This is a genomic window from Paraburkholderia youngii (assembly GCF_013366925.1).
GTDB classification, from domain to species: domain Bacteria; phylum Pseudomonadota; class Gammaproteobacteria; order Burkholderiales; family Burkholderiaceae; genus Paraburkholderia; species Paraburkholderia youngii.
Map to the genome: position 1 here is coordinate 118,982 of NZ_JAALDK010000001.1, position 26,361 is coordinate 145,342.

Annotated in this window: 29 protein-coding genes and 1 other RNA gene; 17 read left to right on the forward strand and 13 right to left on the reverse strand. The window is 64.0% G+C overall.

Annotated elements, in window-relative coordinates:
• Window positions 1–2: 2 nt before the first annotated feature.
• The gene (locus G5S42_RS00550; RefSeq protein WP_176105070.1) at window positions 3–497 is read left to right on the forward strand and encodes a gluconokinase; all 495 of its coding nucleotides are present in this window, start codon (window positions 3–5) and stop codon (window positions 495–497) included.
• Window positions 498–592: 95 nt separating this feature from the next.
• Here the strand turns inward: G5S42_RS00550 and purB are convergent, their stop codons facing one another.
• Entirely contained in the window at window positions 593–1,981 is a 1,389-nt protein-coding gene (gene purB, locus G5S42_RS00555) for an adenylosuccinate lyase (RefSeq protein ID WP_176105071.1), read from the reverse strand.
• Window positions 1,982–2,168: 187 nt separating this feature from the next.
• Between purB and G5S42_RS00560 the strand changes: the two genes are divergently transcribed.
• From G5S42_RS00560 to G5S42_RS00585, 6 genes are all read left to right on the forward strand, one after another.
• Window positions 2,169–3,125 (forward strand): LysR family transcriptional regulator, encoded by a 957-nt coding sequence (locus G5S42_RS00560; RefSeq protein WP_176105072.1) that lies wholly within the window; start codon window positions 2,169–2,171, stop codon window positions 3,123–3,125.
• A 162-nt stretch (window positions 3,126–3,287) separates the two neighbouring features.
• Entirely contained in the window at window positions 3,288–4,610 is a 1,323-nt protein-coding gene (locus G5S42_RS00565) for a Glu/Leu/Phe/Val family dehydrogenase (protein ID WP_176105073.1), read from the forward strand.
• Between the two features lie 283 nt (window positions 4,611–4,893).
• Window positions 4,894–5,787 carry a glutamate/aspartate ABC transporter substrate-binding protein gene (locus tag G5S42_RS00570; RefSeq protein ID WP_176105074.1) on the forward strand — a complete coding sequence of 298 codons (894 nt, stop codon included), beginning with the start codon at window positions 4,894–4,896 and terminating at the stop codon, window positions 5,785–5,787.
• 91 nt (window positions 5,788–5,878) lie between these two features.
• Window positions 5,879–6,619, forward strand: a complete 741-nt coding sequence (locus tag G5S42_RS00575) for an amino acid ABC transporter permease (protein ID WP_176105075.1) — start codon at window positions 5,879–5,881, stop codon at window positions 6,617–6,619.
• The gene (gene gltK, locus G5S42_RS00580) at window positions 6,619–7,296 is read left to right on the forward strand and encodes a glutamate/aspartate ABC transporter permease GltK (protein ID WP_176105076.1); all 678 of its coding nucleotides are present in this window, start codon (window positions 6,619–6,621) and stop codon (window positions 7,294–7,296) included. The genes G5S42_RS00575 and gltK overlap by 1 nt, the downstream gene beginning before the upstream one ends.
• Window positions 7,293–8,018, forward strand: coding sequence for an amino acid ABC transporter ATP-binding protein (locus G5S42_RS00585; RefSeq protein ID WP_176105077.1), 726 nt, complete (start codon window positions 7,293–7,295; stop codon window positions 8,016–8,018). Before gltK ends, G5S42_RS00585 begins: the two co-directional genes overlap by 4 nt.
• A 102-nt stretch (window positions 8,019–8,120) precedes the next feature.
• Here G5S42_RS00585 and G5S42_RS00590 read toward each other — a convergent pair whose 3' ends face one another.
• Window positions 8,121–9,080 carry a class II glutamine amidotransferase gene (locus G5S42_RS00590; protein WP_176105078.1) on the reverse strand — a complete coding sequence of 320 codons (960 nt, stop codon included), beginning with the start codon at window positions 9,078–9,080 and terminating at the stop codon, window positions 8,121–8,123.
• 163 nt (window positions 9,081–9,243) lie between these two features.
• Between G5S42_RS00590 and pyrC the strand changes: the two genes are divergently transcribed.
• The 3 genes from pyrC (at window position 9,244) to rnpB (ending at window position 11,692) form a co-directional block, all read left to right on the forward strand.
• A complete protein-coding gene (gene pyrC, locus G5S42_RS00595) occupies window positions 9,244–10,305 on the forward strand; it encodes a dihydroorotase (protein WP_176105079.1) in 1,062 nt (353 codons plus the stop codon).
• An 11-nt stretch (window positions 10,306–10,316) separates the two neighbouring features.
• Window positions 10,317–11,243 carry a DUF3025 domain-containing protein gene (locus tag G5S42_RS00600; RefSeq protein ID WP_176105080.1) on the forward strand — a complete coding sequence of 309 codons (927 nt, stop codon included), beginning with the start codon at window positions 10,317–10,319 and terminating at the stop codon, window positions 11,241–11,243.
• 35 nt (window positions 11,244–11,278) lie between these two features.
• An RNA gene (gene rnpB, locus G5S42_RS00605) (RNase P RNA component class A) lies at window positions 11,279–11,692 on the forward strand.
• An 88-nt stretch (window positions 11,693–11,780) separates the two neighbouring features.
• Here the strand turns inward: rnpB and G5S42_RS00610 are convergent.
• Window positions 11,781–12,203: an OsmC family protein gene (locus G5S42_RS00610; protein ID WP_026226035.1), complete on the reverse strand. Its 423-nt coding sequence runs from the start codon at window positions 12,201–12,203 to the stop codon at window positions 11,781–11,783.
• A gap of 274 nt (window positions 12,204–12,477) precedes the next feature.
• Window positions 12,478–12,669 (reverse strand): hypothetical protein, encoded by a 192-nt coding sequence (locus tag G5S42_RS00615; protein WP_176105081.1) that lies wholly within the window; start codon window positions 12,667–12,669, stop codon window positions 12,478–12,480.
• Between the two features lie 170 nt (window positions 12,670–12,839).
• On the opposite strand from G5S42_RS00615, the gene rplM reads away from it, so the two are divergent.
• The 3 genes from rplM (at window position 12,840) to erpA (ending at window position 14,272) form a co-directional block, all read left to right on the forward strand.
• On the forward strand, window positions 12,840–13,268 hold the full coding sequence (gene rplM / locus G5S42_RS00620; protein WP_013090508.1) for a 50S ribosomal protein L13: 429 nt from the start codon (window positions 12,840–12,842) through the stop codon (window positions 13,266–13,268).
• Window positions 13,269–13,279: 11 nt separating this feature from the next.
• Window positions 13,280–13,672, forward strand: a complete 393-nt coding sequence (gene rpsI / locus G5S42_RS00625; protein ID WP_013090507.1) for a 30S ribosomal protein S9 — start codon at window positions 13,280–13,282, stop codon at window positions 13,670–13,672.
• Window positions 13,673–13,906: 234 nt separating this feature from the next.
• Window positions 13,907–14,272 (forward strand): iron-sulfur cluster insertion protein ErpA, encoded by a 366-nt coding sequence (gene erpA / locus G5S42_RS00630; protein ID WP_013090506.1) that lies wholly within the window; start codon window positions 13,907–13,909, stop codon window positions 14,270–14,272.
• A gap of 123 nt (window positions 14,273–14,395) precedes the next feature.
• Here the strand turns inward: erpA and G5S42_RS00635 are convergent, their stop codons facing one another.
• Entirely contained in the window at window positions 14,396–15,526 is a 1,131-nt protein-coding gene (locus G5S42_RS00635) for an anhydro-N-acetylmuramic acid kinase (RefSeq protein WP_176110248.1), read from the reverse strand.
• 179 nt (window positions 15,527–15,705) lie between these two features.
• On the opposite strand from G5S42_RS00635, the gene tyrS reads away from it, so the two are divergent.
• From tyrS to G5S42_RS00650, 3 genes are all read left to right on the forward strand, one after another.
• Complete coding sequence (tyrS, locus tag G5S42_RS00640; RefSeq protein WP_176105082.1) at window positions 15,706–16,956, forward strand: tyrosine--tRNA ligase; 1,251 nt, start codon at window positions 15,706–15,708, stop codon at window positions 16,954–16,956.
• The gene (gene dtd, locus G5S42_RS00645; RefSeq protein WP_176105083.1) at window positions 16,953–17,411 is read left to right on the forward strand and encodes a D-aminoacyl-tRNA deacylase; all 459 of its coding nucleotides are present in this window, start codon (window positions 16,953–16,955) and stop codon (window positions 17,409–17,411) included. The genes tyrS and dtd overlap by 4 nt, the downstream gene beginning before the upstream one ends.
• A gap of 102 nt (window positions 17,412–17,513) precedes the next feature.
• Window positions 17,514–18,188: a histidine phosphatase family protein gene (locus tag G5S42_RS00650; protein ID WP_176105084.1), complete on the forward strand. Its 675-nt coding sequence runs from the start codon at window positions 17,514–17,516 to the stop codon at window positions 18,186–18,188.
• A gap of 36 nt (window positions 18,189–18,224) precedes the next feature.
• On the opposite strand, the gene G5S42_RS00655 is transcribed toward G5S42_RS00650, so the two are convergent.
• The 4 genes from G5S42_RS00655 to ruvC form a co-directional block, all read right to left on the reverse strand.
• Window positions 18,225–19,199, reverse strand: a complete 975-nt coding sequence (locus G5S42_RS00655; protein WP_176105085.1) for an oxygenase MpaB family protein — start codon at window positions 19,197–19,199, stop codon at window positions 18,225–18,227.
• Window positions 19,200–19,222: 23 nt separating this feature from the next.
• Entirely contained in the window at window positions 19,223–20,284 is a 1,062-nt protein-coding gene (ruvB, locus tag G5S42_RS00660; RefSeq protein ID WP_013090500.1) for a Holliday junction branch migration DNA helicase RuvB, read from the reverse strand.
• Between the two features lie 30 nt (window positions 20,285–20,314).
• Window positions 20,315–20,896 carry a Holliday junction branch migration protein RuvA gene (ruvA, locus tag G5S42_RS00665; RefSeq protein WP_018421776.1) on the reverse strand — a complete coding sequence of 194 codons (582 nt, stop codon included), beginning with the start codon at window positions 20,894–20,896 and terminating at the stop codon, window positions 20,315–20,317.
• Window positions 20,897–20,984: 88 nt separating this feature from the next.
• Complete coding sequence (gene ruvC / locus G5S42_RS00670) at window positions 20,985–21,527, reverse strand: crossover junction endodeoxyribonuclease RuvC (RefSeq protein WP_008919621.1); 543 nt, start codon at window positions 21,525–21,527, stop codon at window positions 20,985–20,987.
• Window positions 21,528–21,658: 131 nt separating this feature from the next.
• Between ruvC and G5S42_RS00675 the strand changes: the two genes are divergently transcribed.
• Window positions 21,659–21,898 (forward strand): hypothetical protein, encoded by a 240-nt coding sequence (locus G5S42_RS00675; protein ID WP_176105086.1) that lies wholly within the window; start codon window positions 21,659–21,661, stop codon window positions 21,896–21,898.
• 74 nt (window positions 21,899–21,972) lie between these two features.
• Here G5S42_RS00675 and purH read toward each other — a convergent pair whose 3' ends face one another.
• The 4 genes from purH to G5S42_RS00695 form a co-directional block, all read right to left on the reverse strand.
• A complete protein-coding gene (gene purH, locus G5S42_RS00680) occupies window positions 21,973–23,538 on the reverse strand; it encodes a bifunctional phosphoribosylaminoimidazolecarboxamide formyltransferase/IMP cyclohydrolase (protein ID WP_176105087.1) in 1,566 nt (521 codons plus the stop codon).
• 56 nt (window positions 23,539–23,594) lie between these two features.
• The gene (locus G5S42_RS00685; protein ID WP_013090496.1) at window positions 23,595–23,828 is read right to left on the reverse strand and encodes a Fis family transcriptional regulator; all 234 of its coding nucleotides are present in this window, start codon (window positions 23,826–23,828) and stop codon (window positions 23,595–23,597) included.
• On the reverse strand, window positions 23,825–24,901 hold the full coding sequence (gene dusB, locus G5S42_RS00690) for a tRNA dihydrouridine synthase DusB (RefSeq protein WP_176105088.1): 1,077 nt from the start codon (window positions 24,899–24,901) through the stop codon (window positions 23,825–23,827). Before dusB ends, G5S42_RS00685 begins: the two co-directional genes overlap by 4 nt.
• A 186-nt stretch (window positions 24,902–25,087) precedes the next feature.
• Window positions 25,088–26,359: a UbiH/UbiF/VisC/COQ6 family ubiquinone biosynthesis hydroxylase gene (locus G5S42_RS00695; protein ID WP_176105089.1), complete on the reverse strand. Its 1,272-nt coding sequence runs from the start codon at window positions 26,357–26,359 to the stop codon at window positions 25,088–25,090.
• Window positions 26,360–26,361 lie beyond the last annotated feature (2 nt).

Genomic DNA, 26,361 nt, shown 5'->3' on the forward strand with positions numbered 1-26,361 from the left:
AAATGATTCTGATCGCAATGGGCGTGTCGGGCGCGGGCAAGTCTCTGATTGGCGAAATGCTGGCGGCGCGTCTGCATTGCACGTTCACCGACGGCGACGCGTTCCATAGCGCGGCGAACAAGGAGAAGATGCACCACGGCATTCCGCTCACCGACGAAGACCGCTGGCCGTGGCTGAAGACGATCCGCGCAGCGATCGAGGAAAGGCAGAAGGCGGGCGAGACGGCGGTGTTCACGTGTTCGTCGCTGAAGCGCTCGTATCGCGACATTCTGCGTGCCGGCGACAAGGACGTGTGCTTCGTCTACCTGAAGGGTTCGCGCGAGGTGCTCTCGGAGCGTCTCGGGCATCGCACCGGGCACTTCTTCGATCCGTCGCTGCTGCAAAGCCAGCTCGATACGCTCGAGGAGCCGGGTGACGATGAAGCGATCACGGTCAGCATCGATCTGACGCCGGAGCAGATCGTCGACGAGGCGCTCAGGCAGCTCGAAGCGCGCTGAGTCTTTGATTCCCCGCGTTCCAGTTTCGAACGCGGGACGAAAAAAAGCCGCTCCTCGGAGCGGCTTTTTCCATGAGCCGAAGCTGGACCAGCCGATCAGGCGATCCGCTTCGCCAGGTCGACGGCCTTGCCGATGTACGAGCCGGGCGTCATTTCGAGCAGACGGTCCTTCGCGTCCTGCGGAATCGCCAGGCCGCCGATGAAGCTCTGCAGCGCCTCGCGCGTGATGCCCTTGCCGCGCGTGAGTTCCTTCAGCTGCTCGTACGGATTCTCGATGCCGTAACGGCGCATCACCGTTTGCACCGGCTCGGCCAGCACTTCCCAGCAGTTGTCGAGGTCTTCGTTCAGACGTTGTGCGTTCACTTCGAGCTTGTCGAGGCCGCGGATCAGCGAGTCGTACGCGAGCAGCGAGTAGCCGAAGGCGACGCCGATGTTGCGCAGCACCGTCGAGTCGGTCAGGTCGCGCTGCCAGCGCGACACCGGCAGCTTGTCGGCGAGATGGCGTAGCGTCGCGTTCGCGAGGCCGAGGTTGCCTTCGGAGTTTTCGAAGTCGATCGGGTTGACCTTGTGCGGCATCGTCGACGAGCCGATTTCCCCAGCCTTGGTGCGCTGCTTGAAGTAGCCGAGCGAGATGTAGCCCCACACGTCACGGTCGAGATCCAGCAGGATCGTGTTTGCGCGCGAGATCGCATCGAACAGCTCGGCCATGTAGTCGTGCGGCTCGATCTGGATCGTGTACGGATTGAAGGTGAGCTTCAGGCGATTCTCGACGACGTCCTTCGAGAACGCTTCCCAGTCGAACTCCGGATACGCGGACAGGTGCGCGTTGAAGTTGCCGACCGCGCCGTTCATCTTGCCGAGCAGCTCGACCTTGGCGATACGCTCGATCGCGCGTGCGAGACGCGCGGCGACGTTGGCGATTTCCTTGCCGAGCGTGGTCGGGCTGGCCGGCTGGCCGTGCGTGCGCGACAGCATCGGCTGGGCGGCTTGCGCATGCGCGAGCGCGATGAGGCGTTGATGCACCGAGCGCAGCGCCGGCAGGATCACGTGTTCGCGCGCGCCGGCGAGCATCAGGCCGTGCGACGTGTTGTTGATGTCTTCCGACGTGCACGCGAAGTGAATGAACTCGCTCGCGCGCTCCAGTTCTTCCTGACCCTTCACCGATTCCTTGAGCCAGTACTCGACGGCCTTCACGTCGTGGTTCGTCACGCGCTCGATTTCCTTGATGCGCGCGGCGTCGTGCGCGGTGAAGCGCTCGGCCAATTGCAGCAGGAACTGCTCGGACGCCTCGGAGAAGCGCGGCACTTCGGCGAAGCCGGCGCGCGACAGCGCGATCAGCCAGTGGATTTCGACCGTCACGCGATTGCGCATGAAGGCGGCTTCCGAGAGCCAGTCGCGCAGGGCTTCGGTTTTGGCGGCATAGCGGCCGTCGAGCGGGGAGAGCGCGTTCAGCGCGAACAGGGTGTCGGGGCGGGTGTCGGACATGATGAGGACCGGGTTGAGGCGCAGGTTGAGGCGCGGGTTAAGGCACTGAGCGCTCAGCGAGCGGATCGGAAACGGAGGGAACCGTGGATTTTACCACTGTGATGCGATGCGCCCGTCCGGATGCGTCGACCGCACTTCGCGCCGCTAGAATGCAGACTTCTTCCCTCTCGCAGGCAAACGCACTCGCATGGAACTGAAATGGCTCGAAGACTTCATTTCGCTCGCGGAAACACGTAGCTTCAGCCGCTCGGCCGAACTGCGCCACGTCACCCAGCCGGCTTTCTCGCGCCGCATCCAGGCGCTCGAAGCGTGGCTCGGCACGGAACTGATCGACCGTTCTGTTTATCCGACGCGGCTCACGGCGGCCGGGCAGGTGTTCAACGAGCAGGCGCTCGCGATGCTGTCGCAATTCCACGAGGCGCGCGCGCTGCTGCGCGGCCACACGGCGGCGCCGCAGGCGACGATCGAGTTCGCGGTCCCGCACACGCTGTCGCTGACTTACTTTCCGCGCTGGCTGCAGCGCATCGAGGCGCAGATGGGCCCGATCCACACGCGGCTGCGCGCGCTGAACGTGCACGATGCGGCGCTGTCGCTGGTCGAAGGCGGCTGCGATCTCATGATGGGCTACCACCATCCGAGCCACCCGGTCGCGCTCGATCCGGCGCGCTACGACATGCTGACGCTCGGCCACGAGCCGATCAGCCCGTTCTCGGCGCCGACCCGCGCGGGCCGTCCGCGTCACACGCTGCCTGGCTCGGCCGACGCGCCAGCGCCGTATCTGTCGTACACGCCGAACGCGTACCTCGGGCGCATGACCGAGGTGATTCTCGCGAACGCGCCGGAGCGCCTGTACCTCGACCGGCTCTACGAAACCGACATGGCAGAGGGGCTGAAAGCGATGGCGCTCGCGGGTCACGGCATCGCGTTTCTGCCGCATAGCGCGGTCGAAGATGCGGTGGCCGAAGGCCGGCTGATCCGCCTCGATCGCGCGACGCGCGGCACACCCGAAGGGCAGCTGACGCTCAGCATGGAGATTCGCCTGTACCGCGACAAGCTCGCCGCGAAAAGCGACGACGCGCGCCAGATCCTCGTGCGGCAGTTGTGGGACGTCGTGTCGGAGGAACTCCGGCAAAGCGCCGCCTGAAACGCGGCATAAAACTGAAGCTCGAACCTGCGTCGCCGCGACGCGAATTTGCGGCTTTCCGAACGTTATGCAAGAAAAACATAACCGGATAAGGAAACGGCATTGGATTTCAATACGGCGTTTTTCCACAATGCCCGTACTCGATCAAACGCCGGAGCGTTCATGTCATCCCAGCAACAAGCCGCAGAATCGGCACAAGCCGCCTCAACGTTGCAGTCCGTTCCCTCCTACCTCAACAAAGAAGATCTCGGCCCCTGGGGCAACTACTTGCGCCAGGTCGACCGCGTCGCGCCCTACCTCGGCTCGCTGTCCCGCTGGCTCGAAACCCTGAAGCGCCCGAAGCGCATTCTCGTCGTCGACGTGCCCATCGAACTCGATAACGGCACGGTCGCGCACTTCGAGGGCTATCGCGTGCAGCACAACGTGTCGCGCGGTCCGGGCAAGGGCGGTGTACGTTATCACCAGGACGTTACGCTCTCCGAAGTGATGGCGCTGTCCGCGTGGATGTCGGTGAAGAACGCGGCGGTGAACGTGCCGTACGGCGGCGCGAAAGGCGGCATCCGCGTCGATCCGCGCACGCTGTCGCGCGGCGAGCTCGAGCGTGTGACGCGCCGCTACACGAGCGAGATCGGCATCATCATCGGACCGAATACCGACATCCCCGCGCCGGACGTCAACACGAACGAGCAGATCATGGCGTGGATGATGGACACGTACTCGATGAATCAGGGGCAGACGGCCACCGGCGTCGTGACCGGCAAGCCGATCACGCTCGGCGGCTCGCTCGGCCGCCGCGAGGCGACCGGCCGCGGCGTGTTCGTGGTGGGCTGCGAAGCGGCTCGCCGCATCGGTTTCGATATCGAAGGCGCGCGTATTGCGGTGCAGGGCTTCGGCAACGTCGGCGGCATCGCCGCGCGTCTGTTCCAGGAAGCGGGCGCGAAGGTCGTCGCGGTGCAGGACCACACCGGCTCGGTGTACAAGTCCACCGGCATCGACGCGGTCGCGCTGCTCGACTACGTCGCGAAGAAGGGCGGCGTCGGCGGATTCCCTGAAGCCGACGCGATCACCGCTGACGAGTTCTGGACCGTCGAATCGGACATCCTGATTCCGGCGGCACTGGAAAACCAGATCACCGAAAACAACGCAGGCAAGATCAAGACCAGGATCATCGTCGAGGGCGCGAACGGCCCGACCACCACGGCGGCCGACGACATCCTGCACGATCGCGGCATCCTCGTGATTCCGGACGTGGTCGCGAATGCGGGCGGTGTGACAGTGTCATATTTCGAATGGGTACAGGACTTTTCGAGCTTCTTCTGGACCGAGGACGAAATCAACGAGCGCCTCGAGCGCGTGATGCGCGAAGCGTTCGCGGCGGTGTGGCAGGTTTCGAGCGAGCAGAACGTGTCGGTGCGCACGGCGGCGTTCATCGTCGCGTGTAAGCGGATTTTGCAAGCGCGCGAGATGCGCGGCTTGTATCCCTGATGGACCCTGTCCTATCTTGTTGGAAGCGGCGGTGAGGCGGCCCGGTATCCGGGCCGGGAGGCGAAACCGTCGAAATTTTGTGCATCAGCGCGGTCCACAAGACGGCGTGTTTGACCGGCGGGCGGCATCCTATCGATGCCGCCCGCCTTCTCGTATGTGCGAAACGGCTGTGCGACCGCGCCGCGGGCCCATCGCGGCGTGCGCGCAACAGCATGGTTAATAGGAATACTTTCAGAAAAATTACTTTGTTACACTGGCGCCGGTTCTTGCCAAGGAGATCAAGATGAAGGTTAAAAAAGCTGCACTGTTGCTCGCCACTCTCGGATTGTTTACGGTTGGCGCGCATGCGCAAGACTCGGGGACGCTGAAAAAGATCAAGGATACCGGCGTCATTTCGCTGGGCCATCGGGAGTCGTCGATTCCGTTCTCGTATTACGACGACAAGCAGAACGTGATCGGCTACTCGCAGGATTACGCGATGAAGATCGTCGAGGCCGTCAAGCAGAAGCTGAACATGCCGAACCTGAAGGTGAAGCTCGTGCCGGTCACGTCGCAGAACCGTATTCCGCTCGTGCAGAACGGCACGGTCGACATCGAGTGCGGCTCCACCACGAACAACCTCGAGCGCCAGCAACAGGCTGCCTTCACGAACACGATCTTCGTGATCGGCACGCGGTTGATGACCAAGAAAGATTCCGGTATCAAGGACTTCCCGGACCTGAAGGGCAAGACGGTCGTGACGACCGCCGGCACCACGTCCGAGCGCCTGCTTCGCAAGATGAACCAGGACAAGAGCATGGGCATGAACATCATCAGCGCAAAGGATCACGGCGAGTCGTTCCTGACGCTGTCGACGGGCCGTGCCGCCGCGTTCATGATGGACGACGCGCTGCTCGCCGGCGAGCGCGCCAAGTCGAGCAACCCGAACGATTTCGTGATCGTCGGCACGCCGCAATCGCGTGAGGCTTACGGCTGCATGCTGCGCAAGAACGACGCCGACTTCAAGAAGGTCGCTGACGACGCGATCGCGAAGGTTCAATTGTCGAGCGAAGGCGAAACGATCTACAAGCGCTGGTTCGAATCGCCGATCCCGCCGAAGGGCCTGAACCTGAACTTCCCGATGAGCGACGACATGCGTGCGCTGTTCAAGAATCCGAACGACAAGGCAATCGACTAAACCCTAGCTGCTTTTTCGACACTTTCGAAACGCTGAACGGAACGGAAGGGGCCACGCGCTTCTTCCGTTTCTTTTTGCCGGAGTCTTGGTCATGTCATATCACTGGAACTGGGGCATTCTGCTGAGTCCCGTCTCCACGGGCGAGCCGACCACCTACCTGGGCTGGCTGCTCTCGGGGCTGTGGGTGACGGTCACCGTGTCGCTGTCGGCATGGGTGATCGCGCTGATCGTCGGCTCGCTGTTCGGTGTGCTGCGCACGGTGCCGAACAAATGGGCGTCGGGCGTCGGCACCGTCTACGTCGCGATTTTCCGTAACATTCCGCTGATCGTGCAGTTCTTCATCTGGTATCTGGTGATACCGGAGCTGCTGCCCGTGTCGATCGGCACCTGGTTCAAGCAATTGCCGCCGAGCGCGCAGTTCTTCTCGGCGTCGATCGTGTGTCTGGGCCTCTTCACCGCCGCGCGGGTGTGCGAGCAGGTGCGCTCGGGCATCAACGCGTTGCCGCGCGGCCAGCGTGCGGCCGGTCTCGCGGTGGGCTTCACGCAATGGCAAACGTATCGCTACGTGCTGCTGCCGGTCGCGTACCGGATCATCGTGCCGCCGCTCACCTCCGAGTTTCTGAACATCTTCAAGAACTCAGCGGTTGCCTCGACGATCGGTCTGCTCGATCTGTCCGCGCAGGCGCGTCAGCTGGTCGACTACACGTCGCAAACTTACGAGTCGTTCATCGCGGTCACGGTCGCATACATGCTGATCAACGTGATCGTGATGCTACTGATGCGCTGGGTCGAAGCGAAGTCCCGGCTGCCCGGCTATATCGGAGGCAAGTGATGCATCATTTCGACTGGAGCGGTATTCCGGGTGCACTGCCTACGCTGTGGACCGGCGCGATCATCACGTTCAAGATCACGCTCGTCGCGATCGTGTTCGGCATCATCTGGGGCACCATTCTCGCGATGTTTCGACTGTCGTCGGTCAAGCCTCTCGCATGGTTCGCGCAGGGCTACGTGACGCTGTTCCGTTCGATCCCGCTCGTGATGGTGCTGCTGTGGTTCTTCCTGATCGTGCCGCAGGTGCTGCAAAGCGTGCTCGGTCTGTCGGCCGACATCGACATCCGGCTCGCCTCGGCGATGGTCGCGTTCTCGCTGTTCGAGGCTGCGTACTATTCGGAGATCATCCGCGCCGGCATTCAAGCGGTGCCGCGCGGCCAGGTCAACGCGGCGTTCGCGCTCGGCATGACCTATGGGCAGGCAATGCGTCTGATCGTGCTGCCGCAGGCGTTTCGCGCGATGGTGCCGCTGCTGCTCACGCAAGGGATCGTGCTGTTTCAGGATACATCGCTCGTGTACGTGATCAGCCTTGCCGACTTCTTCCGCACGGCCACGAATATTGGCGATCGTGACGGCACGAATGTCGAGATGGTACTGTTCGCGGGTGCGGTTTATTTCGTGATCTGCGTGATCGCGTCGAGCCTCGTCAAAGGTCTTCAGAAAAAGGTCGCAAGATGATCTCTATCAAGAATGTTTCGAAGTGGTACGGCCATTTCCAGGTGCTGACCGACTGCACGACGGAAGTCAAGAAGGGCGAAGTGGTCGTGGTGTGCGGGCCGTCCGGCTCGGGCAAGTCCACGCTGATCAAGACCGTCAACGGCCTCGAGCCGTTCCAGAAGGGCGAGATCGTCATCAACGGTCAGTCGCTGACCGACAAGAAAACCAATCTGTCGAAGCTGCGCTCGAAGGTCGGCATGGTGTTCCAGCACTTCGAGCTGTTCCCGCATCTGTCTATCGTGCAGAACCTGACGCTCGCGCAGGTCAAGGTGCTCGGCCGCTCGAACGACGAGGCGACCGCGAAGGGCCTCAAGCTGCTCGATCGCGTCGGTCTGCGCGCGCATGCGGACAAGTATCCGGGGCAGCTGTCCGGTGGTCAGCAGCAGCGCGTGGCGATTGCGCGAGCGCTGTCCATGGACCCGATCGCGATGCTGTTCGACGAGCCGACTTCGGCGCTCGACCCAGAGATGATCAACGAAGTGCTCGACGTGATGGTCGAACTCGCGCAGGAAGGCATGACGATGATGTGCGTGACGCACGAAATGGGCTTTGCGAAGAAGGTCGCGCATCGCGTGATTTTCATGGACAAGGGCTTGATCGTCGAAGACGACCGCAAGGAAGACTTTTTCGCGAATCCGAAGTCGGATCGCGCGAAGGATTTTCTCGCGAAGATTCTGCACTGAGCTTCGCTGCGCGGGCCTCGTTGCCGAGGCTTGTGTGGGGATGAGAAAAAGCCGCTCCGTGGAGCGGCTTTTTGTTGCCTGGCTGAGGGCGACGTCAGCGGTTCATGACTCGAACGCCGCCGCATCATCCGCGGCTTCGAGATCGGTTTCGCTGTCGGGCGAAAGCGTGGTTCCGCGCGTGCTCACCGGCTGCGCGCCGTTCGACGCCGCGATCGTCGTCGCCGATGCGGATGCATCGAGGGCCGGATTGCGCAGCTTTTCGAGCACCGAGTCCGGCACCGGGATATTGGCCTGGCCGATCACTTCGCCATGCCGGAACATCAGCAGATCGCCGGGCTTGAACGCGGTCCACACTTCGTTGTCGGTCAGCGGCTTGGTCGCGATGACGGCGACGCGGTCTTCGGGTGTCGTGTATTTGGCGAAGTCGATCGATACGTCCGCGTCGACCAGATGCGCGGTCGAAAACGGCCAGTGACGCACGAGGTAATGCAGATGCGTCGAGCAATGCGCAAACAGCGCCTGGCCGTTCGACATCAGGAAATTGAACACGCCGTATTGCGTGATTTCACGCGTGAGCGCCTCGAGCGCGCCGAACAGCTCGTCAAGCGGCGGCTGCTGCGTGCCCGGAAAAGCCTTGCGCAAACCTTGCAGCAGCGCGCAGAACGAGAGTTCGCTGTCGGTCGTGCCGACCGGCTGATACACGCCGTTCAACTCCGGCGCGTAGCCCTGCAGATCGCCGTTATGCGCGAAGATCCAGTGACGTCCCCACAGTTCGCGCATGAACGGGTGGCAGTTTTCGAGCAGGATGTGCCCTTGCGTCGCCTTGCGGATGTGCGCGATCGTGTTTTTCGATTTGATCGGGTAGCGCTTGACCATCTCGGCGATCGGCGAGGTGGCCGACGATTGATGATCGATGAACAGGCGGCAGGCCTTGTCTTCAAAGAAGGCGATGCCCCAGCCGTCGGCGTGGTGATCGGTGACGCCGCCGCGCGCCGCAAAGCCGGTAAAGGAAAACGTGACGTCCGTCGGCGCGGCGCAGTTCATTCCGAGAAGTTGGCACATGTTGCAGGTGAGCCTGTGAACGGAGCGAGCCGTTACAATGATGATTTTCCAAGCATATCACCGAGCCGGAGACGCCAAATAGCAAAATTGACACGTGTTTGGGCCGCTACAACGCGGTTTGACCGGTCGATCAGCGAGGCGCGCGAAGTCTCGTATTCCTGCCATGACTGCTTCCAACGTTTCCCCCGATTCCGTCACGCTGGTCCGCCCGGACGACTGGCACCTGCACGTGCGCGACGGCGCGATGCTCGCGGCCGTGCTGCCTGACACCGCGCGCCAGTTCGGCCGCGCGATCATCATGCCGAACCTGAAGCCGCCGGTCACGACGACCGGGATGGCGAGGGCGTATCGCGAGCGCATCATCGCCGCGATTCCCGAGGGCGCGAAATTCGAGCCGCTGATGACGCTGTACCTGACCGACAACACGCCGCCCGACGAAATCCGCCGCGCGCGCGAGAGCGGCTTCGTGCACGGCGTGAAGCTCTATCCGGCGGGCGCGACGACGAACTCCGACGCGGGCGTCACCGATCTGATGAAGTGCGCGAATACGCTGGAAGTGATGCAGGAAGTCGGCATGCCGCTGCTCGTGCACGGCGAGGTGACGGATTCGGACATCGATCTGTTCGACCGCGAGAAGGTCTTCATCGATCGCGTGATGATGCCGCTGCGCCGGGCGTTTCCGGCGCTGAAGGTCGTGTTCGAGCACATCACGACGAAGGACGCGGCAGACTACGTCCGCGAGGCGGGCGTCGCGCCGGAACTGCTAGGAGCTACGATTACCGCGCACCATCTGCTGTACAACCGCAATGCGATTTTCCAGGGCGGCATCCGTCCGCATTACTACTGCCTGCCCGTGCTCAAGCGCGAGACGCATCGCGTCGCGCTGGTCGAGGCCGCGACCTCGGGCGATCCGCGTTTCTTCCTCGGCACCGACAGCGCGCCGCATCCGAAGGGACTGAAGGAGCACGCGTGCGGCTGCGCGGGCTGCTACACCGCGCTGCACGCGCTCGAGCTCTACACCGAGGCATTCGACAAGGCCGGCGCGCTCGACAAGCTCGAAGGCTTCGCGAGCTTTCACGGGCCGGACTTCTATCGTCTGCCGCGCAATACGGAGAAGATCACGCTGCGTCGTGAGGAATGGACGCTGCCGGCCGAGCTGCCGGCTGGTGATACGCCGGTCGTGCCGCTGCGCGGCGGCGAATCGATTGGCTGGCGTCTCGTTTGAGGCTACGGCAGATGCCCGAGCGTGAGGCGGGGCAGCGCACTGCCAATATTGATGTGGCGGCGAACGCGGGCTTCGCGCTAGCGCATGAAGCCGCGGCCAAAGCTGCGCGCGGCATGGCAACCGAGCCTGTGCCAGCAGGCTTCGCCGCAATCGACTGGTCGGCGCCGTGGTTCGCGCAATTCGCCGCACGCGGTCAGCGTTGGCAGCAAGCCGCGCTGACCGGCTACGCTGACCTGCTCGCCGCGATGAATGCCGACGCGGCCCAGATGCAACAGACCACCGGCCGCGGCCAGCGTCTCGCGTTTATCGCGCAGGACGATCTGCCACCGGGCGCCGCGTACGAGGGGCATATCGCGTCGACCGGTTGCGTGCCGACGCGCCACAATCTGCACGACTTCTTCAACGGTTCGATGTGGTTCGCCTTTCCGCGCATCAAGGCGGCGTTGAACGCGCGCCAGTCGGCGGAACTCGACGTGCGCGGCGTCGGCTCGACGCGTGGCGGCGTGCGCGACATGCTGACTCTGTTCGACGAAAATGCGCTGCTGTTCGCTTGCGCCGATCCTGCGCTGAGCGCCGCGCTACGTGGTTTCGACTGGCAAACGCTGTTCGTCGCACGGCGCGATGCATGGGGGCGCGCCTGCGAAGTACGTTGCTTCGGTCATGCGCTGCTGGAAAAGCTGATCGCGCCATTCAAGGGCTGCACCGGCCATGCGTGGATCGTCGACGTTCCGGCCGAATATTTCGATTGGGACACCCCGGCGCGCGACGCATGGCTCGATGAAGTGGTCAGCACGGCGGTGCTCGGCACCGACGCTTTGACGAGCCGCCTGTTCGCACCGCTGCCGGTGCTCGGCATTCCGGGCTGGTGGCCCGAGAACGAATCACCCGCGTTCTACGACGACACGACCGTGTTCCGAGCGGGGCGGCGCAACCGCTAGGCGCTTTTGCGTTCGGTGTTAAAATCCGCGCCAGCAAAGCAGGCCAGGCAGTCGCGGCCTCGACGGCTTCGGCCAACGAGGGCGAGGAAAGTCCGGACTCCACAGGGCAGGGTGATGGCTAACGGCCATCCGTGGCGACACGCGGAACAGGGCAACAGAAAGCAAACCGCCGATGGCCCGGCGCAAGCCGGGATCAGGTAAGGGTGAAACGGTGCGGTAAGAGCGCACCGCGGCTGCCGCAAGGCAGACCGGCACGGTAACCTCCACCCGGAGCAATTCCAAGTAGGCAGGCGCGCATCTTCGCGATGCAGGACGGGGCCCCCGTCTCGTCTGCGGGTAGGAAGCTTGAGCGCGTCAGTAATGGCGCGCCTAGAGGAATGGCTGCCACGCGCGTCGCGTCTCCGGACGCGGCGTGCGCACAGAATCCGGCTTATCGGCCTGCTTTGCCGCTGAATAAGAAAAGCCGGCGTCCGTTGGGACGCCGGCTTTTTCATTTGGGGGCGCGGATGCCGGCCGTGGCCGCCATCGCTACCGTGCTCAGAGCGCGACGATGTCGAACGAATGCGTGAGCTCGGCGGTCTTCGCGATCATGATCGACGCCGAACAGTATTTGTCGTGCGACAGATTGATTGCGCGCTCGACAGTCGCCGGATTCAGATTCTTGCCCGTCACCGTGAAGTGGAAGTGGATCTTCGTGAACACTTTCGGATCTTCGCTTGCGCGCTCGGCCTTCAGTGTCACCGAGCAGCCGGCGATCTCCTGGCGGCTCTTCTTCAGGATCATCACGACGTCGTAGGCGGTGCAGCCGCCGGTGCCGAGCAGCACCATTTCCATCGGACGCGGCGCGAGGTTGCGTCCGCCACCCTCGGGTGCGCCGTCCATCGCCACCAGATGACCGCTGCCCGTCTCGGCCGCGAACGCCATCCCGTCTTGTCCCATCCAGCTTACTTTGCATTCCATGCTGTCACTCCCACCGCGCATCGCTTTGTCGAGACGGCATTGTAGCCCGGTGTCTGACAATTAGCTCAGGCCGACCGCAGCCGGTGTCCATGCACACTGATTGCTTTCTTGCTGCGGTGCGGAATGGACCGCCGATTTCCTGGTCCCACGCCCCGTTTAGGGGTTTTACTCTAGGGGATATCTGTTGCTGTTCGAATTATTCCACCCTTAGTGCTTGATCCAAAAGGAGTTTTTCCAAACGTTAGTCGCACACCGAGTATTCCACATGATGAAATCACATTTCGCAATGCAAATGTTCTTGCGTTGCACAAGGGCCACTCTTATAATCCACCCATCGTTGCAGCAGTTCTGCAACCTCCGCTGTCTCCTCCACCTCCTCCTTTGGTGGATTAAACCCGAACCACTTGTTCGGGTTTTTTTTCGCCTGGCTTTGTCCGCCGTTTTGCCCCGATTTCGGACCGCTCATGGAGAGCGCATCGCACGTTTTGACTTGCGAGTAGAAATTCCTTTATAATTCAGGGCTTTTCCGCATCCGCGCCCGCGGAAGAAGAACCAGGGAGAGCCTGCACGCGCCTCGATGCGCAAATTACAAGCAGGAAAGAACACATTGGGCGCAGCAATTTTTTTGGATCGATCATGAAGACGTTTTCCGCAAAAGCCCATGAGGTGACGCGCGAATGGTACGTGATTGACGCGACGGATAAGGTTCTCGGGCGTGTCGCCAGCGAAGTGGCACACCGTCTTCGCGGCAAGCACAAGCCTGAATTCACTCCCCACGTCGACACCGGTGATTTCATCATCGTTATCAATGCTGGCAAGCTGAAGGTCACGGGCAACAAGGTTACCGACAAGAAGTACTACCGTCACTCGGGCTACCCGGGCGGTATCTATGAAACGACGTTCGGCAAGATGCAGGAACGCTTCCCGGGCCGCGCGCTCGAGAAGGCGGTCAAGGGCATGCTGCCGAAGGGCCCGCTCGGCTACGCGATGATCAAGAAGCTGAAGGTCTACGCTGACGCAACGCATCCGCATTCGGCACAACAGCCGAAGGCGCTCGAGATCTAAGGGGAGCCCACATGATCGGTAACTGGAATTACGGCACGGGCCGCCGCAAGAGCGCCGTCGCTCGCGTGTTCATCAAGGCAGGCAAGGGCGACATCGTTGTGAACGGCAAGCCCATCGCCGACTACTTCTCGCGCGAAACGTCGCTGATGATCGTGCGTCAGCCGCTGGAACTCACGAACCACGGCACCACGTTCGACATCAAGGTCAACGTGACCGGTGGCGGTGAAACGGGTCAAGCCGGTGCGGTTCGCCACGGCATCACCCGCGCTCTGATGGACTACGACGCAACGCTGAAGCCGCAACTGTCGAACGCTGGCTTCGTTACGCGTGACGCTCGTGAAGTCGAACGTAAGAAGGTCGGCTTCCACAAGGCACGTCGCCGCAAGCAGTTCTCGAAGCGTTAATCGTTTCGGGCGCAATCCGGGGCTTCACGCCGGTTTGCAGCAAAAGCCGCCAACGCCACGAGCGAAGGCGGCTTTTTTTATGCTTCGCTGGCGTTCGCGGCCTGGTCTCGTTCGCTCAGCGGCAACGGCTCGCCTTGCATCGACCTTGCAACAAGAACCCATTGATTTTGTGGGCATCAGCACGATATCCGGAACAGCCCTACAATATCGGCTAAAGCTTTTTGGAGAGTTCGAATGAACGCAGTCACCGACACCCCCGTGACCGAGATGCCGGCCCCCTTCGTCTTCACCGACGCAGCGGCGGACAAGGTCAAGCAACTGATCGATGAGGAAGGCAACCCGGAGCTCAAACTGCGCGTGTTCGTGCAGGGCGGCGGCTGCTCGGGCTTCCAGTACGGCTTCACGTTTGACGAAGCGATCAACGAAGACGACACCGTGATGAACAAGAGCGGCGTGCAGCTTCTGATCGACTCGATGAGCTACCAGTACCTGGTCGGCGCAGAGATCGACTACAAGGATGACATCAACGGCGCGCAGTTCGTCATCAAGAACCCGAACGCGACCACGACCTGCGGTTGCGGTTCGTCGTTTTCGGTCTGAGCGGTAAAAGGCTCATTAAACCACAGGGAAAACGGGGCCTCGGTCCCGTTTTTTTATTGGTTCCGTGCCACCGAAGCAGCGCGCGACGGCAAAAGGCGTCGGTTTCTTCGCCTTGACCTCTCATCAGCGCGGATAAATCGCCCCCAGAACCCGCTCCGCGGACGCCCCCGTCACGCTTGGCAGACTGCCCGGCAGACGCGCGATGCAGCGCATCGCGAGCCATGCGAACGCGAGCGGTTCGACCTGGCTCGGCGGCACGCCCAGCGCGTCGGTCGTCAACACGGGCACGCCGCTTACGCCGCTGTCTTCGAGCGCCTGCTGCAACGCCTTCATGATCTCCGGATTGCGCGCGCCGCCGCCACACACGTACACGGCCCGCGCGTCGGATGCATGCCGCTCGATCTCGCGCGCAACCGTCACCGCGGTCAGCGCGACGAGCGTCGCCTGTACGTCGGCCGGTGCGAGCGCGCCGAACGGCTCGAGCTTCGCATCAAGCCATGCTGTGTTGAACAGATCGCGGCCGGTGCTCTTGGGCGGCTGTTCGGCGAAGAACGGCTCGTCGAGCAGTGCGTTGAGCAGCTTGCGATCGACCTGGCCGCTCGCCGCGAAATGACCGTTTTCGTCGAATGGCTTGCCAAGATGGCGCTCGGCCCAAGCGTCGAGCAGCGCGTTCGCCGGGCCGCAGTCGAAGCCGCGCACCCCGCCGGTCGCGTTCAGGATCGTGATGTTGCTGATGCCGCCAAGATTGCAGACGACACGCGTTTCGTTCTTCGCCCCGAAGATCGTCGCGTGAAAAGCGGGCACGAGCGGCGCGCCCTGGCCGCCCGCCGCGACGTCGCGGCTGCGGAAATCGGCGACCACGTCGATATGCAACATCTCCGCGAGCAGCGCCGGGTTGTTGATCTGCCGCGTATAGCCCTTTTCGGGCCGATGCCGCACGGTCTGCCCGTGCACGCCAATGGCACGGACCTCGTCGGCCGATACGCGGCTATCGCGCAGCAGATCGTGGCAGCACACCGTGTAGCGCGTCGCTAGCGCGTTGGCGGCGAGCGCTTCGCGCTCAATCTCGTTGTCCCCCGGCTGTTGCAGCGCGAACAGCGCCTCGCGGATGCCGGCCGAAAAGCCGACGAACGCCTCGGCCAGCACTTCGGGCGGTTTCCCCGTGGCAAACCGGACGGCGACGCCGTCCACACCGTCCATGCTGGTTCCCGACATCAGTCCGAAATAGATGCCGTCTGCGGGATCTTGCGCCACGTCGCTGCTCCTGTCGATGTTCATTGCGATTCGTTGTAGCAGATTATCGGCGCAAACGCCGTAGGTGACGCGAGCCGCAACGAAATCGCCCGTCGCGGGGCCGCACAGGGCGTGTCAATGGGCGCGGCGGCGCGCATCTATGGGACAATCCTGTTTTTTCGCGACTTCACGTTTCCAGCATGAGCACCGAGTCCACCCAGCCCAATCCCGCTTCCGCCTTCCCGATCACCGACGAAGTCCGTCACGCGCTCGCCGTGACCAAGCGCGGCGTCGACGAACTGCTGATCGAAGACGAATTCGCGCAAAAACTCGCGCGCAGCGCGGCGACGGCCACGCCGCTGCGCATCAAGCTCGGGCTCGATCCAACTGCACCCGACATCCACATCGGCCACACGGTCGTGCTGAACAAGATGCGCCAGTTGCAGGACCTCGGCCACACGGTGATTTTCCTGATCGGCGATTTCACGTCGCTGATCGGCGACCCGTCCGGGCGCAACGCGACCCGACCGCCGCTCACGCGCGAGCAGATCGAATCGAACGCGAAAACCTACTTCGAGCAGGCCGCCCTCGTGCTCGATCGCGACAAGACCGAGATCCGCTACAACAGCGAATGGTCGATGCCGCTCGGCGCCGACGGCATGATCAAGCTCGCGTCGCGCTACACGGTCGCGCGCATTCTCGAGCGCGAGGACTTCACGAAGCGCTTCCAGGGCGGCGTGCCGATCTCGATCCACGAATTCCTGTACCCGCTGATGCAGGGCTACGACTCGGTCGCGCTGAACGCGGACCTCGAACTCGGCGGCACGGACCAGAAGTTCAACCTGCTGGTCGGTCGCGAGCTGCAGAAGCAGTACGGCCAGGAGCAGCAGTGCATCCTGACGATGCCGCTGCTCGAAGGGCTCGACGGCGTCGAAAAGATGTCGAAGTCGAAGAACAACTACATCGGCATCAGCGAAAAGCCGACCGACATGTTCGGCAAGCTGATGAGCATTTCCGACACGCTGATGTGGCGTTACTTCGAGTTGCTGTCGTTCCGTCCGATGGACGAAATCGCCGGCTTCAAGCGCGAGGCCGAGGCGGGCCGTAACCCGCGCGACTTCAAGGTGATGCTCGGCCAGGAAATCGTTGCGCGTTTCCACTCGCAGGCGGATGCCGAGCGCGCGCTCGAGGACTTCAATCATCGCGCGAAGGGCGGCGTGCCCGACGATATTCCGGCCGTGACGCTCGCGGGCGCACCGCTTGCGATCGGCCAGCTGCTGAAGCAGGCGAACCTCGTGCCGTCGACGAGCGAGGCACTGCGCAACATCGAGCAGGGCGGCGTGAAGATCGATGGCACCGCGGTGTCCGACAAAGGCCTGAAGGTCGAAGCGGGCGAGTACGTCGTGCAGGTCGGCAAGCGCCGCTTCGCACGCGTGACGCTGACGGCGTGATCGCGCTGATCCAACGTGTGCGGCGCGCCGAAGTGCGCGTCGCCGATCGGGTAACCGGCGCGATCGACGCCGGCCTGCTCGCGCTCGTCTGCGCGGAGCGCGGCGACACCGAGGCCGTGGCCGACAAACTGCTCGCCAAGGTGCTCGGCTACCGCGTGTTCAGCGACGCGGCCGGCAAGATGAACCTCTCGGTGCAAAATCTCGACGGCACAGGGCGCGCGGGCGGCCTGCTGCTGGTGTCGCAGTTCACGCTCGCGGCAGATACCAACAGCGGCCTGCGCCCGAGCTTCACGCCGGCCGCGCCACCCCACGAGGGCAAGCGCCTGTTCGACTACTTCGTCACGGCGGCGCGCGCCAAGCATCCGATCGTCGAGACCGGTGAGTTCGGCGCGGAGATGCAGGTGTCGCTTGTCAACGACGGGCCGGTCACGTTCTGGTTGCAGACCAACGCGTAAAAGAGCGCAAACGGTGCGAGCGCGCAGTCGCGGCATGCGAGCCGCGCCGCCGCTTTTTGCGACAATAGCCGTGGACACAACCGCGAACGGCACCTCTCTCTCATGACGACGCAGATCCTGTTTATCCGGCACGGCGAGACCGACTGGAACCGCATCAAGCGCATTCAAGGCCACATCGACATTCCGCTCGCGACGACCGGCATCGCGCAGGCGCAACGTCTCGCGCAGCGCCTCGTCGCCGAGGCGAAGCAGGGCGCGCGGCTCGACGCGATCTATTCGAGCGACCTGCAGCGCGCGCAGCAGACCGCGCAGCCGATCGGCGAGGCGCTCGACCTGCCGCTGCAATCGCGCGAGAACTTGCGCGAGCGCTCGTACGGCGCGTTCCAGGGCCATGACAGCGACGAGATCGCGCTACGTTTCCCCGACGAATACGCGCAGTGGCAAACCCGTGATCCCGGCTTCGCGCCGCCCGGGGGCGAGTCGCACCGCGTGTTCTACCACCGCATCATGCACGCGATCGAGCCGCTCGTCGCCGCGCATCCGGGCGGGCGCATCGCCTGTGTCACGCATGGTGGCGTGCTCGACTGCGTGCACCGCTTTGCAACCGGGATGCGGCTCGATGTACCGCGCGACTATCCGCTGCTGAACACCAGCCTGAACGTCGTGGATTACGGGAACGATCGCGCGACGATCGTGACGTGGGCGGACGTATCGCATCTCGAAGCCGGCAGCGCCGACGATGACGGTTTCAGGAAGGGACCGCAGTCGAAGCGGTAAGCCGAAGCCGACAATGGCCCGGCTCGCGCGGCGCGATCAATCCTGCCGCCGCACCGCCGCCGCGCGCCGCCGCGCCCGCTTCGATACGCCATTGATCAACGCCCAGCGGATTACCGGCGCGACGACCCGCACGCCAGGCCGTGCGAGAGTTCGACGCAGCACCGCGTAGCGATTCAGATCGAGCATCGACTGCGCCCAGTCGGGCAACAGATCGACGCCCGCGTTGAGCATCAGCGTGCCGGCGGGCCGCATCGCGAAGCTCGGTGCCGGAGCGTTCATCAGAATCCTGACGACTTCGCGCGTGCGCTCGCTGGCGACGAGGGCGGGCCGCATCGCGAGCAGGTAGGCCTCGATCTCGGCGCGCGAGCGCGGAATATCGACGGCGCCGAGCATTTCCGCGATGCGCGCGGTTTCCGCGAAGTATTGATCCTGCGCGGCGACCGACAGCACCGGATTCACATAGCGCAGATGCGCGGTCATGAAGCTCGACACCTCCGCGACGTGCACCCACGTCAGCAGCGCGGGCTCACTTGCGCGATACGACTGGCCGTCCGGTGCGACGCCGGTCACGTCGAGATGAATGCGCTTCACACGCTCGATCAACGCGAGCGCATCGCTCTTGCTGCCGTACGTCGTGCCGGCGATGAACGTCGCCGTGCGACGCAGCCGGCCCAGGATGTCGGTGCGAAAACTCGAGTGGTCCCACACGCCCGCGAGCGCGAGCGGATGCAGCGCTTGCAGCAGCAGCGCGCTGATGCCGCCCGCCATCATCGACGTGAAGTCGGCGTGGACTTTCCAGCAGACGGAGTGCGGCCCGAACAGGCCGGGGTCGCCCGGCGGCGACGAGTAATCGAGCACCGGTCCGCTACCGGTCGTCAGATGGGTGACGCTCGCGGCGAGTTTCGAGCGCAGGCGGTGGGTGAGGCGCGCCGCGAAATTGCCGGACGGGTCGCCGGCGGGATTGACGGGTGAACGGTTGGAAGGGCCGGGTTGCTCGGTCTGATCGGACATCCTGGTCGGCCTCGTCGTGTGACTCAATTCGTTGAATTCCACAGACCCGGCAGCGCGCTCGACGAATCCGGCGCGGCCAGCCCGAAGTGCCTATACGTGAGCAGAGTGGCGACGCGGCCGCGCGGCGTGCGCTGCAGGAAGCCCTGCTGGATCAGATACGGCTCGAGCACGTCTTCGATCGTGTCGCGCTCCTCGCCGATCGCCGCCGCGAGATTGTCGACACCGACCGGGCCGCCGTCGAACTTGTACAGGATCGCTTCGAGCAGCTTGCGGTCCATCAGGTCGAAGCCGACCGCGTCGACGTCGAGCATGCTGAGCGCGGCGTCGGCCACCTGCGCGGTGATGTTGCCGTCGGCCTTTACTTCGGCGAAGTCGCGCACGCGCCGCAGCAGGCGGTTCGCGATACGCGGCGTGCCGCGCGCGCGACGGGCGATTTCGAAGGCACCGTCCGGATGGATCTGCGCGCCGAGCAGCGCGGCCGAACGCGTGACGATGCGCGCGAGCTCCTCGGCGTTGTAGAACTCGAGTCGCGCGACGATGCCGAAGCGGTCGCGCAGCGGATTGGTCAGCATGCCCGCGCGCGTGGTCGCGCCGACCAGCGTGAACGGCTGCAGATCGAGCTTCACGCTGCGCGCGGCGGGCCCTTCGCCGATCATGATGTCGATCTGATAATCCTCGAGCGCCGGATAGAGGATTTCCTCGACGACCGGTGAGAGCCGGTGAATTTCGTCGATGAACAGCACGTCGTTGGCTTCGAGATTGGTGAGCAGCGCGGCGAGGTCGCCGGCGCGTTCGAGCACCGGCCCCGACGTTTGCCGCAGATTGACGCCCATCTCGCGCGCGATGATGTGCGCGAGCGTGGTCTTGCCGAGGCCTGGCGGGCCGAACAGCAACACGTGGTCGAGCGATTCGGAACGGCGCTTCGCGGCCTCGATGAAGATTTCGAGCTGGCCGCGGACTTTCTCCTGCCCGACATATTCGTCGAGCTGACGCGGGCGCAGCGCGCGTTCGAACGCTTCTTCGTTCGGCGACACGGGCGTGGCCGCGATGATGCGCTCGGCGGCGAGTTTGTCGGTTTCGATCATCCGCTCATTGTACCGCGCGCGGATCGCGCATCAGCCCTTCGAGAGCGCCTTCAGTGCGAGCTTGATGCCCTCGGACACGCCCGTGCCGGCCGGCACGTTCTTGATCGCCGCGAGCGCTTCTTTTTCCGAGTAGCCGAGCGCGAGCAGCGCATTGAGGATGTCCGACGCATGGTCGGATGGCGACGCGGCGCCCGCCATTGCGCCGAGGTCGGCGCCGAGCTTGCCCTTCAGTTCGAGCAGCAGCCGCTCGGCGGTCTTCTTGCCGATGCCCGGCACACGCGTGAGGCGCGCGGCGTCCTGCATCGTGACAGTCTGCGCGAGCTCCGCGACGCTCATGCCCGACAGCACCGCGAGCGCCATGCGTGCGCCGATGCCGGAAATCTTCAGCAGCTCGCGGAAGGTCGCGCGTTCCTGCGCGGTGCCGAAGCCGTACAGCAGATGCGCGTCTTCGCGCACGATCATCTGGGTGAGCAGCACGATGCGCTCGCCGGTCGACGGCAGGTTGTAGAACGTGCTCATTGGCACGTCCACTTCATAGCCGACGCCGTTGCAGTCGACGAGCAGATGCGGCGGGTTTTTTTCCAGCAGAACGCCGGCGATGCGACCGATCATGGCGGATTACTTTTCAGAGTCGGATGGGAATGCGCGAGTGTAGCGCAGCGGATCGGCGGCGCGAACGGCATCGCGTGTCTACGTTGCGCTAGCCGACCAGACGCCCGCGCCGCACCCGCAGACCCTTCTTCGCGAGCGCCGGTGCGATGCCGCCTAGCGTGCTCAGCGTCGAGCCGCCGTGCGCATGGCAGATGGCCATGCCGAGCGCGTCGGCGGCGTCCGTGCCCGGCACGCCCGACAGGCTCAAGAGCCGCACGACCATCTGCTGCATCTGCTCCTTGGTCGCGCGGCCATAGCCGACTACTGACTGCTTCAGCTGCAGCGCGGTGTATTCGGCGACCGGTACGCCGCCCGCGACGAGCCCGCAGATCGCGGCGCCGCGCGCCTGGCCGAGCAGCAGCGTCGACTGCGGATTGACGTTGACGAAGACTTTTTCGATCGCCGCCTGATCCGGCGCGTGCTCGCGGATCAGCGTCGAGATGCCTGCGAAGATGGTGCCGAGCCGCGACGGCAGATCGGCGTCGGCGGTGCGGATCACGCCGCTCGCGACGTAGCGCAGTGTGTGGCCGTGTTGTTCGATCACGCCGAAGCCGGTCACGCGCAGGCCGGGGTCGATGCCGAGAATTCTCATGAAGTGCCGCACAAGCGATAAAAACCAGGTGCCTGCGATACTACAACGAACGCGGCGTGCGGCGGGCCGCTGGCAGCATGCCTGGCGGAATAAAAGCTGCTAAAGGCTTTGCACGAGGAGGGCGATCGGGAATGGAGCGCTACCGCAATCTCAGCCGCGACTCGGGCGTCGACGCCTATGAAATCGGCGACGATTTCATCAAGGTGCGCTTTCGGCCGGGTGTCGTGTATTGGTACACAGAGGCAAGTGTCGGCGCCGAGCATCTCGCGGTGCTGACGCGTCTCGCGCGGCGCGGCCAGGGTTTGGGCACGTACATCAGCCAGCATGCGCAAGTGCGGGACGGTTACGCCCGCAAAGAGCCGGACGATTGAACGCGTCGCCGCAAAACGAAAGGCCCGGCGGGACAACCCGCCGGGCCTTTTTTCAGCTACCGAACTTCAGCCGATCAATGACGGAAGTGACGCACGCCCGTCAGCACCATCGCGATGTTGTGCTCGTCGGCGGCCATGACCACTTCGTCGTCGCGCACCGAGCCACCCGGCTGGATCACGCAGGTCGCGCCTGCAGCGACCACGACGTCGAGACCGTCGCGGAACGGGAAGAACGCGTCCGATGCGACCGCCGAACCGGCCAGCGTCAGGCCGGCGTTCTGCGCCTTGATGCTCGCGATACGCGCCGAGTCCACGCGGCTCATCTGACCCGCGCCGACGCCGAGCGTCATGCCGTTCGCGCAGAACACGATCGCGTTCGACTTCACGTACTTCGCGACACGCCATGCGAACAGCAAATCGTCCATTTCCTTCGGCGTCGGATGACGCTTCGTGACGACGCGCAACTCGCGCGGCTGCACGTTCTTCGAGTCGAGCGACTGCACCAGCAGGCCGCCACCGACGCGCTTCAGATCGAAAGTGTTGTGGCCTTCGCCCAGCGCGATTTCGAGCAGACGCACGTTCTGCTTCGCCGCGAACACCTGACGCGCTTCGGCGCTGAACGACGGCGCGATCAGCACTTCGACGAACTGCTTCGCAACGGCAAGCGCCGCCGCTTCGTCGACTTCACGGTTGAACGCGATGATGCCGCCGAACGCCGAGGTCGGGTCGGTCTGGAACGCCTTCGAGTACGCTTCGTGCGCGTTCGCGCCCACCGCAACGCCGCACGGATTCGCGTGCTTGACGATCACGCAGGCCGGCACGTCGAAGGTCTTCACGCATTCCCACGCCGCGTCGGAGTCGGCGATGTTGTTGTACGACAGTTCCTTGCCCTGCAACTGGTTGTAGTTCGCGAGCGCGCCGTCCGGCACGGTCAGGTCGCGGTAGAACGCTGCGCTCTGGTGCGGGTTTTCGCCGTAGCGCAGGTCCTGCACCTTGTTGAACGCCATGTTGAAGGTGGCCGGGTACTCGTTGCGCGACGAGTGCTGCAACTCGTCGGTCAGGCTCGTCAGGTAGTTCGTGATCGCGCCGTCGTACTGCGCGGTGTGCGCGTACACCTTGGTCGCGAGACGGAAGTTCGTCTTGTACGACACCGTGTTGCCGTTCGCTCGCATTTCGTCGAGCACGACCGCGTAGTCGGCCGGATCGACCACCACCGTCACGTCACGATGATTCTTCGCGGCCGAGCGCAGCATCGTCGGGCCGCCGATGTCGATGTTCTCGATCGCGTCTTCGAGCGAGCACTGTTCCTTCGACACGGTCTGCACGAACGGGTACAGGTTCACGACCAGCAGGTCGATGGTCGGAATGTCGTGCTTCTCGAGCGCGGCCATATGCTCGGGCAGATCGCGGCGCGCGAGGATGCCCCCGTGCACCTTCGGATGCAGCGTTTTCACGCGCCCGTCGAGCATTTCCGGGAAGCCCGTGTAGTCGGCGACTTCGGTGACGGACAGGCCCGCGTCCGCGAGCAGTTTCGCGGTGCCGCCGGTCGACAGGATCTTGATGCCAAGGTCCGACAGCGATTTGGCGAAGTCGACGATGCCGGACTTGTCGGAAACGGAGATGAGCGCTTGCTTGATCATGATGAAGACGAAAAGCCGAAGGGGAAACGTGGCAGGGCGCGAGAAACTGCAACGCGCTACAGCAAACCGTGTTGTTGCAGCTTCTTGCGCAGCGTATTGCGGTTGATGCCGAGATACTCGGCGGCCAGCGACTGGTTACCGTTGGCCTGCTCGAGCACCACTTCGAGCAAGGGTTTTTCCACGCATGAAATGACCATGTCGTAGACGTCGTGCGGATTGGAGCCGTCGAGATCCTGGAAATACACATCCAGGCTGTCGCGGACAGATTGTTCGATGTTGTTCTTGCTCATGCTGCTAGTCGGTCGGTGTTGTCCTCGCCCTGGCTGTCGAGCCCGGGGTTGCCGGGCGCTTCGTCGACGTAGACGAGGCGGTCTGAGATCGCCTTTTGCGCGTCAAAGAACTCGTTGACGGCGAGGAGTTGTTCGCGCGTGGTGTCCAGCGTATTCATGCGATGCCGGAACAGGTTGGCGCCGGAAAGGCCGCGAGTGTACCAGCCGATGTGCTTGCGCGCAGTGCGGACACCGGTAAATTCCCCGTAAAAAGCGTAGTGATCTTCGAGATGTTCGTTCATCACCTGCTGGATTTCGTCGATGCGCGGCGGCGGCAGCAGCTCGCCCGTTTGCAGGAAATGTTCGATCTCGCGGAACAGCCACGGACGACCCTGCGCGGCCCGCCCGATCATGATCGCGTCCGCGCCGGTCGCGGCCAACACCTCGCGCGCCTTTTGCGGCGACGTGATGTCGCCGTTCGCGACGACCGGAATGTTGACCGCCGCTTTCACGGCGGCGATGGTTTCGTACTCGGCGTCGCCGTGGTACAGGTCGGCGCGCGTGCGGCCGTGCACGGTCAGCATCGAAATGCCCGCGGCTTGTGCGAGACGCGCGACGTTCAGCGCATTCTTGTTCTCGCGATTCCAGCCGGTGCGGATTTTCAGCGTGACGGGTACCGCGTCGGGCCCGACGCCAACTGCGTTCACGACAGCCTCGACAATGCGCTGCACGAGCGGTTCGTTCTGCAGCAGCGCCGAGCCGGCTGCCACGTTGCAAACCTTCTTGGCCGGGCAGCCCATGTTGATGTCGATGATCTGCGCGCCGTTCGCGACGTTGTAGCGGGCGGCCTCGGCCATCATGTCCGGGTCGGCGCCAGCGATCTGCACCGCGATCGGTTCGACCTCGCCCTCGTGATTCGCGCGGCGCATGGTCTTTTCGCTTTTCCACAACTGAGCGTTCGACGCGACCATTTCCGACACCGCGTAGCCCGCGCCGAGCCGTTTGCACAGCTGGCGGAACGGCCGGTCGGTCACGCCGGCCATCGGGGCGACGAACAGGTTATTGCGCAGAATGTGGGGGCCGAGAATGGGCATGACGTGAGCGTGCGCCGACGTCGGGTCAGATTTGACAATCGTGACGGCCGGCGCAGCGCGAAATGCGAGGGAAAAGCACCATTTTAGCGTTAACGGGTTGCCGGGACTCGCGAACCGGGTCTCGTAACCTGTTAAATCTTCTATGAAAGTCGCGCGGCTCATAGAGCCGCGCGGCGTTTTGCGTCCTTAGCGGCGCTGGCCGAACATCATCTGGCGGGCGAGCGCGGTTTTCACCGGCGGGACGAATTCGAGTGCGGTCAGCGCGAGGCCGCGCAGTACCGCGAGCGGCGCGAAGTCGATGGTAAACAGGCGCGCGAGCGTGTCGGTCGAACCGATCGTCAGGCGCCGGTCGAGCGCGCGGCGCTGCGCGAAAGTGGCGAGCGCGAGCGGTGTCGGGCCCTCGGCCGACAGCGCATCGGCGAGAGCGTGCGCGTCTCGCAGGCCCAGGTTGAGGCCTTGGCCCGCCACCGGATGCAAGGTCTGCGCCGCATTGCCGATCGCGACGATGTGGCCGTTCACGAGCGTGTCGACCGTGTTGAGACCGAGCGGAAACGACGCACGGCCCTTGATGTGCGTAAAGCGGCCCATGCGGTCGCCGAACGCGGCATCGAGCTCGCGCAGGAACGCTTCGTCGGAGAGCTGAGCGCGGCGCGCGGCTTCGTCGGGCGCGCAGCACCAGACGAGCGCGTAGTCGGCGCCGCGCACGCCGCCCATCGGCAGCAGCGCGATCGGGCCTTGCGACGTGAAGCGCTCCCATGCGACGTGCGGCTGCGGTGCGGACACGGTGACCGTGCCGACCAACGCGGTCTGGCCGTAGTCGCGCGAGCCGGCGTGATTTTTACCGATGCTGCGTGCGCCGGCGTCTTCGCCCGTGGCGCGGCTCGGGTTTTTCGCGTGCTTCTGGTCGCCGAACAGGCCGCCCTCGGCGTTCACCAGAATACGCGTGCGCAACTGGCGCGCGACGCCCGCGGTTTCGATCGGCAGCGTGACGCCGTCGAGCTCCTGAACCGGCGCACCGGCCGACGTCGAGCGGAACCAGTGGACCGGCGTCGCGTGCACGGCGTCGGCGAGGCCATGCACGATCGAGCCGTAACGCAGCACGTAGCCGAGCGCGGGCAGGCCGTGCTCGCGATGATCGATCAGCGTGCGGCCGAAATGACCGCGCTGCGACACGTGGATGCGCTCGATCGCGGTGGCGTCGGCCGGCCAGCGCAGCGGCTCGAGGATCATCCGGCTGCCGTGCGAGACCGCGATCGCGCGCGGATCGGCGATCGAGTCTTCCGGCTCGCGCGCGTCGACGAGCGCGATCTTCAGCTCGCGCGTCACGCTACGGCGCGCGAGCCAGCCGGCGAGCGCGAGGCCGACCGGACCGGCGCCGACGATCGTCACATCGAAATCGAACCCTTGCTGGTGGGAGGCGGGCCTCAGGATCACCGCCGATGGAGACGCTTCATTCATCG

What these genes read in the sequence shown, in the direction of transcription:
- G5S42_RS00550 (WP_176105070.1), top strand. Translation starts at nt 3, where the DNA reads ATGATTCTGATCGCAATGGGCGTGTCGGGCGCGGGCAAGTCTCTGATT.
- purB (WP_176105071.1), bottom strand. Translation starts at nt 1,981, where the DNA reads ATGTCCGACACCCGCCCCGACACCCTGTTCGCGCTGAACGCGCTCTCC.
- G5S42_RS00560 (WP_176105072.1), top strand. Translation starts at nt 2,169, where the DNA reads ATGGAACTGAAATGGCTCGAAGACTTCATTTCGCTCGCGGAAACACGT.
- G5S42_RS00565 (WP_176105073.1), top strand. Translation starts at nt 3,288, where the DNA reads ATGTCATCCCAGCAACAAGCCGCAGAATCGGCACAAGCCGCCTCAACG.
- G5S42_RS00570 (WP_176105074.1), top strand. Translation starts at nt 4,894, where the DNA reads ATGAAGGTTAAAAAAGCTGCACTGTTGCTCGCCACTCTCGGATTGTTT.
- G5S42_RS00575 (WP_176105075.1), top strand. Translation starts at nt 5,879, where the DNA reads ATGTCATATCACTGGAACTGGGGCATTCTGCTGAGTCCCGTCTCCACG.
- gltK (WP_176105076.1), top strand. Translation starts at nt 6,619, where the DNA reads ATGCATCATTTCGACTGGAGCGGTATTCCGGGTGCACTGCCTACGCTG.
- G5S42_RS00585 (WP_176105077.1), top strand. Translation starts at nt 7,293, where the DNA reads ATGATCTCTATCAAGAATGTTTCGAAGTGGTACGGCCATTTCCAGGTG.
- G5S42_RS00590 (WP_176105078.1), bottom strand. Translation starts at nt 9,080, where the DNA reads ATGTGCCAACTTCTCGGAATGAACTGCGCCGCGCCGACGGACGTCACG.
- pyrC (WP_176105079.1), top strand. Translation starts at nt 9,244, where the DNA reads ATGACTGCTTCCAACGTTTCCCCCGATTCCGTCACGCTGGTCCGCCCG.
- G5S42_RS00600 (WP_176105080.1), top strand. Translation starts at nt 10,317, where the DNA reads ATGCCCGAGCGTGAGGCGGGGCAGCGCACTGCCAATATTGATGTGGCG.
- G5S42_RS00610 (WP_026226035.1), bottom strand. Translation starts at nt 12,203, where the DNA reads ATGGAATGCAAAGTAAGCTGGATGGGACAAGACGGGATGGCGTTCGCG.
- G5S42_RS00615 (WP_176105081.1), bottom strand. Translation starts at nt 12,669, where the DNA reads ATGAGCGGTCCGAAATCGGGGCAAAACGGCGGACAAAGCCAGGCGAAA.
- rplM (WP_013090508.1), top strand. Translation starts at nt 12,840, where the DNA reads ATGAAGACGTTTTCCGCAAAAGCCCATGAGGTGACGCGCGAATGGTAC.
- rpsI (WP_013090507.1), top strand. Translation starts at nt 13,280, where the DNA reads ATGATCGGTAACTGGAATTACGGCACGGGCCGCCGCAAGAGCGCCGTC.
- erpA (WP_013090506.1), top strand. Translation starts at nt 13,907, where the DNA reads ATGAACGCAGTCACCGACACCCCCGTGACCGAGATGCCGGCCCCCTTC.
- tyrS (WP_176105082.1), top strand. Translation starts at nt 15,706, where the DNA reads ATGAGCACCGAGTCCACCCAGCCCAATCCCGCTTCCGCCTTCCCGATC.
- G5S42_RS00650 (WP_176105084.1), top strand. Translation starts at nt 17,514, where the DNA reads ATGACGACGCAGATCCTGTTTATCCGGCACGGCGAGACCGACTGGAAC.
- G5S42_RS00655 (WP_176105085.1), bottom strand. Translation starts at nt 19,199, where the DNA reads ATGTCCGATCAGACCGAGCAACCCGGCCCTTCCAACCGTTCACCCGTC.
- ruvB (WP_013090500.1), bottom strand. Translation starts at nt 20,284, where the DNA reads ATGATCGAAACCGACAAACTCGCCGCCGAGCGCATCATCGCGGCCACG.
- ruvA (WP_018421776.1), bottom strand. Translation starts at nt 20,896, where the DNA reads ATGATCGGTCGCATCGCCGGCGTTCTGCTGGAAAAAAACCCGCCGCAT.
- ruvC (WP_008919621.1), bottom strand. Translation starts at nt 21,527, where the DNA reads ATGAGAATTCTCGGCATCGACCCCGGCCTGCGCGTGACCGGCTTCGGC.
- G5S42_RS00675 (WP_176105086.1), top strand. Translation starts at nt 21,659, where the DNA reads ATGGAGCGCTACCGCAATCTCAGCCGCGACTCGGGCGTCGACGCCTAT.
- purH (WP_176105087.1), bottom strand. Translation starts at nt 23,538, where the DNA reads ATGATCAAGCAAGCGCTCATCTCCGTTTCCGACAAGTCCGGCATCGTC.
- G5S42_RS00685 (WP_013090496.1), bottom strand. Translation starts at nt 23,828, where the DNA reads ATGAGCAAGAACAACATCGAACAATCTGTCCGCGACAGCCTGGATGTG.
- dusB (WP_176105088.1), bottom strand. Translation starts at nt 24,901, where the DNA reads ATGCCCATTCTCGGCCCCCACATTCTGCGCAATAACCTGTTCGTCGCC.
- G5S42_RS00695 (WP_176105089.1), bottom strand. Translation starts at nt 26,359, where the DNA reads ATGAATGAAGCGTCTCCATCGGCGGTGATCCTGAGGCCCGCCTCCCAC.